Genomic DNA, 14,524 nt, shown 5'->3' on the forward strand with positions numbered 1-14,524 from the left:
CGGCTCCGCGATAACGCGTACCGAACACAGAAGAGAAGGAGCGACGTGTCGATCGACGCCGCCACCAAGCAGAAGATCATCGCCGAGTACAGCACCGGCGACGGTGACACCGGGTCGCCGGACGTGCAGATCGCACTGCTGACGCACCGCATCACCGAGCTCACCGAGCACCTCAAGACGCACCAGCACGACCACCACAGCCGCCGCGGCCTGCTGCTGATGGTCGGCCGGCGCCGCCGCCTTCTCAAGTACGTGCAGAAGAAGGACATCAACCGCTACCGCGAGCTGATCCAGCGCCTGGGTCTGCGCCGCTAGCGGACGGAGGGGGAGCGGTTCCGGCCGCTCCCCTTTTCTCGATGCGTACGGATTCCACTGGTGTGGATCTATCGCGTCCCACCGTGGCCAGGCAGTATGGTCCACAGTGGAGCCCGGTCGCAGGACCGGGCGAAGAACAGATCAGACGAAGACGGACGGAGCGCTCCCGCGCTCTGCACCTCGGCCGCCGTGTCGGGGCCGGTCCTCGGTAGTGGTCTGCGGCCCGCCCTCCGGGGCATGCCGCAGGCTTCGATCGATGGCCGGCGTTCGCGGACCGGGCCGCGCCGGGCGACGCCCGGTCGGCGGTCGGGGAACGAATCTCGGCGGCGGACAGGAGGGCCCCACCGGGGTCCGGACGCGGGGCCTGCGCACCCGTCTTCCGCAGTCATGAGGAGGACGCCCATGGAGGGCGCGTATTCCGCCGAGGCCGTGATCGACAACGGCCGCTTCGGCACCCGTACCATCCGCTTCGAGACGGGCCGGATGGCCCGCCAGGCCGCCGGCTCCGCCGTGGCCTACCTCGACGACGAGACGATGGTCCTCTCCGCGACCACCGCCTCCAAGCGGCCCAAGGAGAACCTGGACTTCTTCCCGCTCACCGTCGACGTCGAGGAGCGGATGTACGCCGCCGGGCGCATCCCCGGCTCGTTCTTCCGCCGCGAGGGGCGCCCGTCCGAGGACGCCATCCTCACCTGCCGCCTCATCGACCGGCCGCTGCGCCCCTCGTTCAAGCACGGGCTGCGCAACGAGATCCAGGTCGTGGAGACCGTGATGGCGCTCAACCCCGACCACCTCTACGACGTGGTCGCGATCAACGCCGCCTCGATGTCCACCCAGCTGGCCGGCCTGCCGTTCTCCGGCCCGATCGGCGGCGTGCGCGTCGCCCTGATCGAGGGCCAGTGGGTCGCGTTCCCGACCCACAGCGAGCTGGAGGACGCCACCTTCGACATGGTGGTGGCCGGCCGCGAGCTGGAGGACGGCGACGTCGCGATCATGATGGTCGAGGCGGAGTCCACCCCGAACACGCTCAAGCTGGTCTCCGACGGTGCCGTCGGCCCGACGGAGCAGACCGTGGCCGAGGGCCTGGAGGCGGCCAAGCCGTTCATCCGGGTGCTCTGCCGCGCCCAGCGGGCCCTGGCCGACCAGGCCGCCAAGCCCACCGGCGAGTTCCCGATCTTCCTCGACTACGAGGACGACGCCTACGAGGCGGTCAAGGCCGCGGTGAGCACCCGGCTGGCCGAGGCGCTGACCATCGCCGACAAGCAGGACCGCGAGGTCCGGCTGGACGAGGTCAAGGCCGAGGCCGCGGAGAGGCTCGCCGAGGACTTCGAGGGCCGCGAGAAGGAGATCGGCGCCGCCTTCAAGTCGCTGAGCAAGCAGCTCATGCGCGAGCGGGTGCTGCGCGACAAGGTCCGCATCGACGGCCGCGGCCCGAAGGACATCCGCCAGCTCTCCGCCGACGTCGGCGTGGTGCCGCGGGTGCACGGCTCGGCGCTGTTCGAGCGCGGCGAGACCCAGATCCTGGGCATCACCACGCTGAACATGCTCCGCATGGAGCAGACGGTCGACACGCTCAACCCCGAGCGGACCAAGCGCTACATGCACAACTACAACTTCCCGCCGTACTCCACCGGTGAGACCGGCCGGGTCGGCTCGCCCAAGCGCCGCGAGATCGGCCACGGCGCCCTGGCCGAGCGGGCCCTGATCCCGGTGCTGCCCGCCCGCGAGGAGTTCCCCTACGCGATCCGGCAGGTCTCCGAGGCCCTCGGGTCCAACGGGTCCACCTCGATGGGCTCGGTCTGCGCCTCCACCATGTCGCTGATGGCCGCGGGCGTGCCGCTCAAGGAGATGGTCGCCGGCATCGCGATGGGCCTGATCAGCGAGGGCGGCGACTACGTCACGCTGACCGACATCCTCGGCGCCGAGGACGCCTTCGGCGACATGGACTTCAAGGTCGCCGGCACCCGGGAGCTCATCACCGCGCTCCAGCTGGACACCAAGCTCGACGGCATCCCCGCCGAGCAGCTGGCCAACGCGCTGCAGCAGGCCCGCGGGGCCCGCCTGGCCATCCTGGACGTGATGGCCGAGGCCATCGAGCGCCCGGCGGAGATGAGCCCGAACGCGCCGCGCATCCTCACCGTGAAGATCCCGGTGGACAAGATCGGCGAGGTCATCGGCCCCAAGGGCAAGATGATCAACTCCATCCAGGAGGACACCGGCGCCGACATCACCATCGAGGACGACGGCACCATCTACATCGGTGCCACCGACGGCCCGTCCGCCGAGGCGGCCCGGGACACGATCAACTCGATCGCCAACCCGACCATGCCCGAGGTCGGCGACCGCTACCTCGGCACCGTGGTGAAGACGACCGCGTTCGGCGCGTTCGTCTCGCTGCTGCCGGGCAAGGACGGCCTGCTGCACATCTCGCAGATCCGCAAGCTCCACGGCGGCCAGCGCATCGAGAACCTCGACGACGTGGTCAGCATCGGCGAGAAGATCCAGGTCGAGATCCGCGAGGTCGACGACCGCGGGAAGCTCTCCCTGGTCCCGGTCGAGGTCGTCGAGGCCGAGACCGCCGCCAAGGAGGAGAAGGACTCCGGCTCCGAGGAGGCCGCCGCGGAGAAGAAGCCCGCCGACGACGCCCCCGAGGACGGCGAGGGCGCGTCCGCGCCGCGCCGGCGCCGCCGCAGCCGCGGTGCGCGCAGCAGCGAGAACACCTGATCCTCGCCCGCCTGAACCGGGGCGGCCGCATCCTCCGGGGTGCGGCCGCCCCGCGTCTTTGCACAGGACCGCGGAGCGGCCTCGCCCCGGGCCGCCGCAGCCGGTAGAACGGGGTGCGGGGCGCGCCGCCCCGCGGCAAGGGCCCGCACCGGGCCGACCGAGACGATCGTGAGAAGGATGGAATTGAGCTCTCCCGCCACCGCCGCCGAGCAGGAGCCCGGCACCACGGTCACCCTGCTGGAGCCGGGCGAAGGGTCCGGCCTGGTCCGCCGGACGGTGCTCCCCGGCGGCCTGCGCGTGGTCACCGAGGAGGTCCCCGGGCTGCGCTCGGCGGCCTTCGGCATCTCCGCCACCACCGGCTCCCGGGACGAGGACGACGCGCACGCCGGTGCCGCGCACTTCCTGGAGCACCTGCTCTTCAAGGGCACCGCCACCCGGGGCGCGATGGAGATCTCCGCGGCCCTGGACGCGGTCGGCGCCGACCACAACGCCTACACCACCAAGGAGCAGACCAGCTACTACGCCAAGGTCCTGGACCGGGACCTGCCGCTGGCGGTGGACGTGGTCGGCGACATGGTGGCGCACTCGGTCCTGGACCCCGGCGAGGTGGAGACCGAGCGCGGCGTGATCCTGGAGGAGATCGCGATGTACGAGGACGAGCCGGCCGACCTGGTCGACGACGTCTTCGCCGCGCACGTCTTCGCCGGCTCCGCGCTGGGCCGGCCCATCCTGGGCACCAACGAGACCATCGGGCGGATCTCCCGGGACCGGATCGCCGAGCAGTACCGCGCGGCCTACCGGCCCGCCGAGCTGATCGTCGCGGCCGCCGGCAACCTCGACCACGACCGGGTCGTCCAGGGGGTCCGGGAGTCCTTCGCCGACGTGCTGGCCGAGGCGGGCGACGAGCGGCCCGCCGCGCCGCGGATCGGCGGCGGCCCGGTCCGGGTGCACCCCGGGACCGCGCTGCTCTCCCGGGAGACCGAGCAGGCCCACCTGATCCTGGGCTGCGAGGGGGTGCACCGCACCGACCCGCGCTGGTACGCGCTGCGGGTGCTCTGCTCGGCCCTGGGCGGCGGCATGTCCTCCCGGCTCTTCCAGGAGGTGCGGGAGAAGCGCGGCCTGGCCTACGCGGTCCAGGCGTACCACAGCGGCTACGCCGACACGGGGCTGTTCCAGATCTACGCGGGCTGCCTGCCGGAGAAGACCGACGAGGTCCTCGGGGTGTGCCGGGAGGAGCTGGCCAAGGCCGCCTCCTCCGGCCTGACCGGGGAGGAGGTCGACCGGGCCAAGGGCCAGATCAAGGGGTCGTGGGTGCTCGGCAGCGAGGGCAGCAGCTCCCGGATGGGGCGGCTGGCCGCCCACGAGCTCGGCCACCCGAAGCACTACTCGCTCGACGAGGACCTGGCGCTGTTCGACGCCGTGACCCCGGACGACGTCGCCGCGGTGGCCGAGGAGGTCCTCGGCCGACCGCAGGCGCTCGCCGTCGTCGGGCCCTATGAGCAGGGCCGGGTCTTCTGATCCCTCAGCGGTGCCGCTGGACCGTCAGGGGCGCTGCCGCTTCCGGCGCTTGATCGCGATGAGCTTCGGGCGCTGGGCGTCGGCCGCGCCCTTCACGGTCAGCTCCAGCAGCCCCTCGTCGAACGCGGCCTCGATGTCGTCCTCGTCGACCCCGTCCGGGAGGGTGATCTCCCGGCGGAACGCGCCCCGGTAGCGCTCGGCGGCGTAGTACACCACGTCGCCGGGCTCCGCCGGGCGCTCCCCGGCGATGGTGAGGTAGCCGTGCGAGAAGGTGACCTCGACGTCCTCGGGGGCGATGCCCGGCAGCTCGCTGCGGATCACCAGGTCGGAACCGCGGGCGAAGATGTCGGTGGTGGGGCTCCACGCGTCGGAGTAGCCGCGCTGGGTGGCGCCGCCGGTCTCCAGGTTCCCCATGGTGTCCGAGATGCGGTTCATCTCGCTCATCATGTCCAGCACCCCGCGGAACGGGTTGCCGCGGTGCTTCTTGGGCGGCATGCTCGCTGTCACCTCACTTTCGCTCGTCGGGGTCGGGCGTCTCCTCCGGAGAGGACTCCGCTTCTTCGTTCCGGCCGACCGGGATCCGGTCGCCCCGCTCGGAGGGGTCCTTGGAACCGGAGCGGACCACCGGGACGGTCCCCGCCGTCCGCTCCGCGGACAGCGCCTTCATCAGCCCGGCGGCGATGAAGAGCAGGACGATCGTGAACGGGAGCCCGGTCGACACCGCCGCCGCCTGCAAGGCCGTCAGTGCCGCCGATCCGCCGATCACCAGCAGGACGATGGTGATCACGCCCTCCATGGTGGCCCAGAAGATGCGCTGGGCGCGGACCGGGTGCGGGTCGCCGCCGTTGGTGAGCATGTCCACCACCAGCGAGCCGGAGTCGGAGGAGGTGATGAAGAAGATGGCGACCACGAGGATGGTCAGCAGCGCCACCGCCTTCAGCACCACGGCCGGCAGCGGGAAGGCGTCGATCAGGGCGAAGGTGGCCGCCCCCTCGTTGTCCACCCCGGAGATGGCGCCCCCGGTCTTCTCGTCGTAGAACATCCCGGTGCCGCCGAACACGCCGAACCAGATGACGCTGACCCCGAGCGGGGCGAACAGGCTGGCCGAGATGAACTCGCGGACGGTGCGGCCGTAGGAGATCCGGGCCAGGAACATGCCGACAAACGGCGACCAGGAGATCCACCAGCCCCAGTAGAAGATGGACCAGCCCTCGGAGAACGCCTTGGCGTCCGGGTCGCCCTGCGGGGAGAAGAAGCTCAGGCTCATCTGCACGATGTTCTGCAGGTACTCGCCGAGCCCGGTGGACATCATGCTGATCATGAACAGCTTCGGGCCGAGCAGGAACATCACCAGCAGGAGCGCCGCGGCCATCCACATGTTGGTCACGGCCAGGCGCCGGATGCCCTTGTCGACGCCGGCGACGACGCTGGTCACGGCGATCGCGGTGATCACGCAGATGATGGCGATCTGCATGAGCTGGCCGTCGGGGAGGCCGAACACGTGGTTGAGGCCGTAGCTGATCTGCTGCGTGCCCAGGCCGAGCGAGGTGGCCAGGCCGAACAGGGTGCCGAACACGGCCAGGATGTCGATGAGGTTGCCGATCCAGCCGTTGATCCGGTCGCCGATCAGCGGGTAGAGCGCGGAGGCCGGGCGCATCGGCAGGCCCTTGCGGAAGCAGAAGTAGCCCAGCGCGAGCCCGAGCACGATGTAGATCGCCCACGGGTGCAGGCCCCAGTGGAACAGGGTGTACTGCATCGCGGTGGTCTGCGGGTCGCCGGAGGCGGTGATGAACGGGTCGTTCATGTGCAGCGCCGGCTCGTACACCCCGTAGAACACCAGGCCGATGCCCATGCCGGCGGTGAACAGCATGGCGAACCAGGCGACGGTGGTGAACTCCGGCCGGGACGAGTCGGGGCCCAGCCGGATGGAGCCGAACCGGCTGAACAGCAGCCAGATCGACAGCACCAGGAAGATGGTGGTGGCGAAGACGTAGATCCAGCCGAAGTTCTGCCCGATCCCGTCGCGCACCGCGACGGTGATCTCGCCGAACCGCTCAGGGATGGCGATCCCCACCACGATGAAGGCCAGGACCACGGCGCCCGCGATGAAGAACACCGGGGGATTGGTGTGCTCGCGGAGGTAGGACGTTAAACGAGAGATGGTTACCCCTCCTCAGGAATCCGGCGGGCCGCTCCCCGGTCGTGCGTACGGCCGGGACGAAGCGGAATCCGCCTCTGAGAAGTACGGGATCGACCGCGCCGTCCGGATCAGGGCTTCCGGATATCGGGTTGTGAATTGGTGGGTTGTCGTGCGAAGCATGCTGGATCGGCGTTCGGCTCCGCCACTAGAAGCCTAGAAGCGCGGAACAGGCCGGTACACAGAGTACGGCCATCGGTTATGGCATTTTGATGTGTTCGATGGGAGATCATTGCCGTCGCCGCGGCGTGTCCGGCGCCCCGGAGGGGTCGGTGCGCATCGTCCGCGGGCGCCGCGGCTCCGGGGGGCCCTCCGCGGAGGCCTCGCCGTCCCGCCGCACGGCGGTCACCAGGCTCACCGCCATCAGCACCAGGACCGCGCAGAACGGCAGCGCGGCGCAGACCGCCGCGGCCTCGAGCGCCTGCACCGCCGCGTCGCCGCCGGCGACCAGCAGCACGACGGCGATCAGCCCGATCAGCGAGGACCAGAGGACCCGCTGCAGCCGGACCGGGTGCGGGTCGCCGCCGTTGGTGAGCATGTCCACCACCAGGGAGGCCGAGTCGGCCGAGGTGATGTAGAACGCGGCCAGCACGACGATGGCGAACACGACGAGCGCCGCGTAGGCGGGCTCGGGGAGCCCGAAGGCGTGCAGCAGGCCGAAGAGGGCCGCCCCGGGGCCGCCGCCGGTCGGGGCCGCGCCGCCCTGCAGGCGGTGGAAGATGCCGGCGCCGCCGAACACCCCGAACCAGGCGACGGAGATCGTGAGCGGGGCGAACAGGCAGGCCCCGATGAACTCGCGGACGGTGCGGCCGTAGGAGATCCGGGCCAGGAACATGCCGACAAACGGCGACCAGGAGACCCACCAGCCCCAGTAGAACAGGGTCCACCGGCTGGAGAACTCCTGCGCCTGCGGGTCGGTTCCGGGCGGTACGAAGGTCAGGCTCATCTCCACGATGTTCTGCAGGTACCCGCCCAGGCCGCTGACCGCGGCGCCGACCATGAAGAGCTTGGGGCCGAGCGCGGCGGTCACCGCGAGCAGGGCGCCGGCCGTCCAGAGGGTGAGCACGGCCATCCGGCGGATGCCCCGGTCCAGCCCGGCCAGCACGCTGACCACGGCGACCGCGGTCACCGCGGCGATGACCACCAGGTGCAGCGCGGCGCCGTCGTGCAGCCCGAAGGCGCCGGACAGCCCGCTGCCGATCTGTCGGGTGCCCAGGCCGAGCGAGGTGGCGATGCCGACCAGGGTGGTGAAGACGGCCAGGATGTCGATGAGGTTGCCGATCCAGCCGTTGATCCGGTCGCCGATCAGCGGGTAGAGCGCGGAGGCCGGGCGCATCGGCAGGCCCTTGCGGAAGCAGAAGTAGCCCAGGGCCAGGCCCGGCACGATGTAGATCGCCCAGGGGTGCAGGCCCCAGTGGAACAGGGTGTACTGCATCGCGGTGGTCGCGGGCTCGCCCGACTCGGAGACGAACGGGTCGCCGGTGTGCGTGATCGGCTCGTGCACGCCGTAGGTGACCAGGCCGATGCCCATGCCGGCGGTGAAGATCATCGCGATCCAGGAGGGGAAGCCGAACTCGGGCCGGGCGCTGTCCGGTCCGAGCCGCAGCCGCCCGAACCGGCTCATCATCAGCCACAGCGCCAGCCCCAGGAAAAGTGCCGCGGACAGCACGTAGAACCAGCCGAAATAGGTGCCGATCGCGGAACGGAGGGAGAGGGCCGCCTCTTTGAAACGCTCCGGCTCGGCCACCCCGACGGCGCAGAAAACGAGGACCAGCGCCCCGGACGCGAAGAAGACCGAGGGGTTGGTGTGCCTGCGGATATGGTCTCTGATGCGAGAGATGGGGCTTCCCTCCTCGGATTCCCGGCGCCCTCGCACCGGAACCGCCGCCGGCGGCCCGCCCGGTGTCGAATTGCATTCCGGTGCCCGCGCTTTTCGGTCCGGACTCCACGGATCATAGACCGCGCGCGCCCTTCTCCGCATTCGTTGCGGATCCCCGCAGACCTCCCGGTGGCGGCGCCCGGGCCCGACCCGGGCGCCGCCCGGTTCAGCGGGGGCCGGGGGCGGCGGTGTCGCCGCAGGACTCCAGCACGGCGGCGAGCACGGCGGCGAGGTGCCGGTGCTCGCCGGCGTCGAGGCCCTGCAGGAGGCGGGCCTCGTTGGCCAGGTGGAGCGGGAGGACCCGGTCGATCACCTCAAGCCCCCGAGGGGTGAGGCGGATCTTGACGGAGCGGCGGTCGGAAGCGTCGCGTACCCGGGTGACCAGGCCTTTCTCATCCATTCGGTCGACGCGGAGGGTGACCGCCCCGGTGGTGACGAGGGACGCCTTGAGGAAGCTCTTCGCGGTCAGCTCGTAGGGCTCTCCGGACCGGCGCAGCGTGGACAGGATGTCGAACTCGCCCGGTTCCAGGCCGTGCTCGGCCAGGAAGTCCTTGATCTCCTTGTCCCACAGCCGGGACAGCCGCATGATCCGGCCGACGATGCCGATCGGCGAGACGTCGAGGTCGGGGCGCTCCCGGCGCCACTGCTCCAGCACCGCCGCCACCGCATCCGCCATGGGGATCCTCCCGAACTAGATAGTTGAGCACTCATTTAATTGACACTCGTTCAAGTGGTGGTTATCTTAGCACTCGCCTAACCACCTCTCAGCTAAGGACCATGATGCCGTTCACCGCCGCCCGCAGCACCCGCGTCCACTACGAGGTCGACGGCCAGGGGCCCGGCCTCGCCCTCGTCCACGGCATGGGAGGCGACGCCGAGAAGGTCTTCGGCAACGTCTTCGGCCACTTCACCGACTCCCGCACCGTCATCCGGCCCAACTTCGGCGGCAGCGGCCTGACCGAGGACGACGGCGGGGAACTGAGCGTCGACCTCATCGCCGACCAGATCACGGCGGCGATCCGCGACGCCTCCGACGGCCCGGTGGACCTGCTGGGCTTCTCCCTCGGCGCGGTGGGGGCGGCCGCCGTCGCCGCGGCCGCCCCCGAGCTGGTGCGCCGGCTCGTCCTGGTCGGCGGCTGGGCGCACACCACCGGCCCCCGGGACCGCTACTACTTCGAGACCGCGCGCAGGATGCTGGAGACCGACCGCGAGATGTTCAAGCGCTTCTCCGCGCTGACCGGCTTCAGCGCCGCCGCCCTGGACCGGTTCGGCCACGAGGGCCTGGCTTACTCGCTGGCCGACGCCTGGCCCCCGGAGGGCATCGGGCGCCAGATCGACCTCGCCCTGCGGGTGGACATCAGGCCGCTCCTCTCCGAGATCACCGCCCCCACGCTGGTCGTCGGCTTCGCCGAGGACGCCATGGTCCCCCCGGCGGGCTCCAGGGAGCTGCACGGCGCGATCCGCGGCAGCCGCCTCGTGGAGGTGGCCGGCGAAGGGCACATGGACTGGTTCGCCGACCCCGGCCGCCTCATCGAGATCACCCGCGACTTCCTGGACGCCTGACCCCACTCCTCCCCGCGGGCGGGCCTCCGGCGCGATCCGGCCCCGCCCCCTTCGAAACGAACAGGACCACCACGATGGCAGCGACAGCAACGGAAGCAGCGGACACCGCCCCGGAGGCCGTGACCGTGATCGGTCTGGGCGACATGGGGTCGGCGATCGCGCGGACCTTCATCGAGCGGGGGTACCGCACCACGGTGTGGAACCGGACCGCGGGCAAGGCCGCGCCGCTGGCCGGCGCCGGAGCCTCGGTCGCCGCGACGGCCGCCGAGGCCGCGGCCGCCAGCCCGCTGGTGGTGGTCTGCCTGCTCGACACGGCGGCGGTTGAGCAGGTGCTGGCCTCCCTCGGGGACGCGGTGCAGGGCAGGGTACTGGTCAACCTCACCAGCGGCTCGCCCGCCCAGGCCCGCGACCACGCCCGGTGGGCCGGCGAGCACGGCGCCGCCGGCTACATCGACGGCAAGATCATGGGCGACCCGCCGTACGTGGGCACCCCGAACATCATGTTCCCGTTCAGCGGCTCCGAGCAGGCCTTCCGGGCCCACGAGCCGGCGCTGAAGGAGCTGGGCACCGTCGCCTACCACGGCGAGGACGCCGGGGCGGCGGCGGTGGAGTTCATGGCCCAGGTCGCGGTCGGCTACGAGCTGCTCATCGGCTTCCTGCACACGCTCCGCCTGGTGCGCGCCGAGGGGGTGGACGCGGAGGAGTTCGCCGGCCGGGTGGCGGCCTCGATGGCCGGCTACCCGCCGCTGCTGGAATCGATGGCCAAGGCGGTGAAGACCAGCGAGTACGGCCCGGACCTGGGATCGCTGAACGTCCAGGCGGCGCTGATGGGCGACATGATCTCCCACCGGGAGTCCCTGGGCGTGGAGGCGGTGCGGATGCGCGAGGTCAAGCGGCTGATGGACCGCCGCATCGCCGACGGCCACGGCGACCAGGGCTTCTCCAGCCTGTTCGAGCTGCTTCCCCCGCGTGCCTGAGACCCGTCCGGTCCCGGCGGCCGGGCCGGAGGGTCCCGCCCTCCGGCCCGGCCGCCGGGAGCGGGTCCGCCGGAGGCGGAGCGGGAACCCCGCCGCGGAGCCGGCGTGCGCCGTTCCCGCCCCCGGCCGCGGTACGGGAGCCGGGAGCGGACCGGAGGGGCGGAGGCCGGGGGAGGGGCGGGGGCGTCAGGCCTCCCGTCCGGCCTCCGGCCCCGGAGCGAAGTCGGCGGCCGGCTCCGTGGCGTAGCGCCGCATCGTCCGGACGGTCGCCTCGGCGGCCGGCTCCCGGCCCTCGGCGAGGGCGTCCCGCAGGTCCCGGAAGTACTGCAGGTACAGGTCGGGCGAGAAGGTGCAGAGCATGACGGCCGGCCGGTCGCCCGGGTGGGCGAAGGTGTGCGGGGCGCCCGGCGGGACCATCACGAGCGTGCCCGCGGTCGCGTCGCGGACCTCGTCCCCGACGGTGAAGCGCACCGTTCCGGAGATGACGTAGAAGCCCTCGTCGTGCTCTGCGTGGCGGTGCTGCGGCGGTCCGTCCGTATGCGGGGGGAGGACGGTCTCGCCGATTCCGAGGCGGTGCCCGGTGGTGGTGCCGTCCAGGAGTGCCTGCGGGCCGTGCCCTGGAACGGCACGGTCGGGATGGCCCCGCTCGGGCACGCCCCGCCCGGGGGGGCTGGTGCTGGCGCCGCTGACCGGCGCGGAGCCCAGCCGGGCGGTGGCGGCGTGGCGGAGGGGGACGCGAACCCGCTGGTCCGCTCCTCCGTCCGGATCGCGGCCGCCGCCTACCGGGACTGAGGCCCCGCGGCGGGCGCCGCCGGCCCCGCGTTCCGGCGGGGCCCGGGGGAGACCGGGGCCCGTTCGGGGCGGCGGGCTCCTCTAACCTGGAGGTATGAGTGGTCTCTCCCAAGAACAGGTCGGGCGCGTCGTCGCGCTGGCCATGGATCTCGCCAGGCAGGGGCGGAGCGAAGAGCTGATGGAGTTCTTCGACCACGGCCTGCCGGTCGACACCTGCGACTCGGAGGGCAACAGCCTGCTGATGCTCGCCGCCTACCACGGCCACGCGGAGACGGTGGCCGCCCTCATCGGCCGGGGGGCCGACGTCGACCTGCGCAACGGGCGCGACCAGTCGCCCGTGGCCGGGGCGCTGTTCAAGGGCGAGGACGAGGTCGTGGCCGCACTGGTCGAGGCCGGCGCCGACCTGGATGCGGGCACCCCCAGCGCCAGGGCCACCGCCGAGATGTTCGGGCGGAGCGGCCTCCTTCCGGAGAGCGGCTGACCGCGTGGGGCCGGAGCACGGAAAGGGCCGGCGCGGTCGGGAAGACCGCGCCGGCCCCTTCATGCGCGCCGATGCCGCTCTAAGGGCATCTCACGCCGGGCCTTCTCAGAGGTTGCCGGCCTTGAGGGCCTCGACGGCCTTGCGCACGCCCTCGCCGTAGGCCGGGTCGGCCTTGGTGCAGTTGGCGATGTGCCGCTCGACGGTGGCCTCGGAGGCGCCGTCGATCGCCCGGGCGGTGTTGGCGAACAGCCGCTGCTGCTCCTCCGTGCTCATCTGGCGGAACAGGTCGCCGGGCTGCTGGAAGTAGTTGTCGTCGTCCTCGCGGTAGTCGAACCGGTCGGCGCTCGCACCCACGCTCAGCGCCGGCTCGGCGTAGGCCGGCTGCTCCGGCCAGCGGCCGTAGGAGTTCGGCTCGATGCCGGGGACGCTGCCCTGGTTGCCGTCCACGCGCATGGTGCCGTCGCGGTGGTAGGTGTTGACCAGCTTGGCGCCGCGCGGGTAGTTCACCGGGATCTGGTGGTGGTTGACGCCCAGGCGGTAGCGGGCGGCGTCACCGTAGGAGAACAGGCGGCCCTGGAGCATGCGGTCGGGGGAGACGCTGACGCCGGGGACCAGGTTCGCCGGGGTGAAGGCGGCCTGCTCCACGTCGGCGAAGTAGTTCTCCGGGTTGCGGTTGAGCTCGAACTCGCCCACCTCGATGAGCGGGTAGTCCTTCTTCGACCAGACCTTCGTCAGGTCGAAGGGGTGGAAGCGGTAGTTCTCCGCGTCGGCCTCGGGCATGACCTGGACGTAGAAGGTCCACTTGGGGTTGTCGCCGCGCTCGATGGCCTCGTAGAGGTCGCGCTGGGCCGACTCGCGGTCGGCGGCGATGACCTCGGCCGACTCCTGGTCGGTGAGGTTCTTGATGCCCTGCTGGGTGCGGAAGTGGAACTTGACCCAGAAGCGCTCGCCCTCGGCGTTGATGAAGGAGAAGGTGTGCGAGCCGAAGCCGTGCATGTGGCGGTAGCTCGCGGGGATGCCGCGGTCCGACATGACGATGGTGACCTGGTGCAGGGCCTCGGGCAGGTTGGTCCAGAAGTCCCAGTTGTTCTCGGCCGACCGCATGTTGGTGCGGGGGTCGCGCTTGACGGCGCGGTTGAGGTCGGGGAACTTCAGCGGGTCGCGGAAGAAGAAGACCGGGGTGTTGTTGCCGACGATGTCCCAGTTGCCCTCTTCGGTGAAGAAGCGCAGCGCGAACCCGCGGATGTCGCGCTCGGCGTCGGCCGCACCGCGCTCACCGGCGACGGTGGAGAACCGGGCGAACATCTCGGTCTCCTTGCCGACCTCGGAGAAGAGCGCGGCCCGGGTGTAGCGGGTGATGTCCTGGGTGACGGTGAAGGTGCCCCAGGCGCCCGAGCCCTTGGCGTGCATGCGCCGCTCGGGGATGACCTCGCGGTCGAAGTGCGCCAGCTTCTCCAGGAACCACAGGTCCTGCAGGAGCATCGGGCCGCGCGGGCCGGCGGTCAGGCTGTTCTGGTTGTCGGCGACGGGAGCGCCGTTGGCCGTGGTGATCGGATTCGTGTTGTCCTGCGACATGAATTCCTGTTCCTTGGGAGAAGACTGTCAGCGCCGCGGACGGCACTGGCGTGTCAGGCCTCTTGACACGCAGGGCACATGCCCCAGTAGGTGACCTCGACCTCGTCGATGGCGAAGCCGTGGTCGTCCGAGCCCTCGAGGCAGGGCGCCGCCCCTGTGGCGCAGTCCACGTCCGAGATCGCGCCGCACCCGCGGCAGATCACGTGGTGGTGGTTGTCGCCCACGCGCCGCTCGTAGCGCGCCGGCGACCCTTCGGGCTCGATGCGCCGCAGGAGCCCCGCCTCGGTCAGGGCCTTGAGGACGTCGTACACCGCCTGGGTGGACACCGCACCGAGTCGGGCGCGGGCCAGGCGGAGAACGGAGGAGGCGTCGGAGTGCGGATGGGCTCCGACCGCCTCCAGTACCGCGACCCGGGGCCCGGTCACACGCAGCGAAGCCTCGCGGAGGACGGCTTCGGTGTCGGTCTGGTGCATGGGCCCAGTAAAGCATGTTTTCTAGAGTTG

At 71.3% G+C, this 14,524-nt stretch carries 13 protein-coding genes; 6 read left to right on the forward strand and 7 right to left on the reverse strand.

The features are described 5' to 3' along the window. Nucleotides 1-45 precede the first annotated feature (45 nt). The 3 genes from rpsO (at nt 46) to J0910_RS09600 (ending at nt 4,557) form a co-directional block, all read left to right on the forward strand. Entirely contained in the window at nt 46-315 is a 270-nt protein-coding gene (rpsO, locus tag J0910_RS09590; RefSeq protein WP_017592442.1) for a 30S ribosomal protein S15, read from the forward strand. 402 nt (nt 316-717) lie between these two features. Beyond that, on the forward strand, nt 718-3,039 hold the full coding sequence (locus tag J0910_RS09595; RefSeq protein WP_420158177.1) for a polyribonucleotide nucleotidyltransferase: 2,322 nt from the start codon (nt 718-720) through the stop codon (nt 3,037-3,039). A 183-nt stretch (nt 3,040-3,222) separates the two neighbouring features. Then, nucleotides 3,223-4,557, forward strand: coding sequence for a M16 family metallopeptidase (locus J0910_RS09600; protein WP_420161931.1), 1,335 nt, complete (start codon nt 3,223-3,225; stop codon nt 4,555-4,557). A 24-nt stretch (nt 4,558-4,581) separates the two neighbouring features. Here the strand turns inward: J0910_RS09600 and J0910_RS09605 are convergent, their stop codons facing one another. The 4 genes from J0910_RS09605 to J0910_RS09620 all read right to left on the reverse strand — a co-directional run bounded on the left by J0910_RS09605 (nt 4,582) and on the right by J0910_RS09620 (nt 9,309). Next, on the reverse strand, nt 4,582-5,052 hold the full coding sequence (locus J0910_RS09605) for an Hsp20/alpha crystallin family protein (RefSeq protein ID WP_420158178.1): 471 nt from the start codon (nt 5,050-5,052) through the stop codon (nt 4,582-4,584). Between the two features lie 13 nt (nt 5,053-5,065). Continuing rightward, nucleotides 5,066-6,673 (reverse strand): BCCT family transporter, encoded by a 1,608-nt coding sequence (locus J0910_RS09610; RefSeq protein WP_420158179.1) that lies wholly within the window; start codon nt 6,671-6,673, stop codon nt 5,066-5,068. Between the two features lie 310 nt (nt 6,674-6,983). Further along, nucleotides 6,984-8,573, reverse strand: a complete 1,590-nt coding sequence (locus tag J0910_RS09615; protein WP_474646606.1) for a BCCT family transporter — start codon at nt 8,571-8,573, stop codon at nt 6,984-6,986. Nucleotides 8,574-8,799: 226 nt separating this feature from the next. Further along, nucleotides 8,800-9,309 (reverse strand): MarR family winged helix-turn-helix transcriptional regulator, encoded by a 510-nt coding sequence (locus J0910_RS09620; RefSeq protein ID WP_420158180.1) that lies wholly within the window; start codon nt 9,307-9,309, stop codon nt 8,800-8,802. Nucleotides 9,310-9,410: 101 nt separating this feature from the next. On the opposite strand from J0910_RS09620, the gene J0910_RS09625 reads away from it, so the two are divergent. Continuing rightward, nucleotides 9,411-10,196, forward strand: a complete 786-nt coding sequence (locus tag J0910_RS09625; protein WP_420158181.1) for an alpha/beta fold hydrolase — start codon at nt 9,411-9,413, stop codon at nt 10,194-10,196. 74 nt (nt 10,197-10,270) lie between these two features. Further along, complete coding sequence (locus J0910_RS09630; RefSeq protein ID WP_420158182.1) at nt 10,271-11,173, forward strand: NAD(P)-dependent oxidoreductase; 903 nt, start codon at nt 10,271-10,273, stop codon at nt 11,171-11,173. A gap of 186 nt (nt 11,174-11,359) precedes the next feature. Here the strand turns inward: J0910_RS09630 and J0910_RS09635 are convergent, their stop codons facing one another. After that, complete coding sequence (locus J0910_RS09635) at nt 11,360-11,827, reverse strand: cupin domain-containing protein (protein WP_420158183.1); 468 nt, start codon at nt 11,825-11,827, stop codon at nt 11,360-11,362. Between the two features lie 232 nt (nt 11,828-12,059). On the opposite strand from J0910_RS09635, the gene J0910_RS09640 reads away from it, so the two are divergent. Then, a complete protein-coding gene (locus J0910_RS09640; RefSeq protein WP_420158184.1) occupies nt 12,060-12,446 on the forward strand; it encodes an ankyrin repeat domain-containing protein in 387 nt (128 codons plus the stop codon). 105 nt (nt 12,447-12,551) lie between these two features. Here the strand turns inward: J0910_RS09640 and J0910_RS09645 are convergent, their stop codons facing one another. Both J0910_RS09645 and J0910_RS09650 read right to left on the reverse strand, forming a co-directional pair. Next, complete coding sequence (locus J0910_RS09645) at nt 12,552-14,021, reverse strand: catalase (RefSeq protein ID WP_420158185.1); 1,470 nt, start codon at nt 14,019-14,021, stop codon at nt 12,552-12,554. 53 nt (nt 14,022-14,074) lie between these two features. Next, the gene (locus tag J0910_RS09650) at nt 14,075-14,494 is read right to left on the reverse strand and encodes a Fur family transcriptional regulator (protein WP_420158186.1); all 420 of its coding nucleotides are present in this window, start codon (nt 14,492-14,494) and stop codon (nt 14,075-14,077) included. Nucleotides 14,495-14,524 lie beyond the last annotated feature (30 nt).

This window comes from Nocardiopsis oceanisediminis (assembly GCF_048595525.1).
GTDB classification, from domain to species: Bacteria; Actinomycetota; Actinomycetes; order Streptosporangiales; family Streptosporangiaceae; genus Nocardiopsis_A; species Nocardiopsis_A oceanisediminis.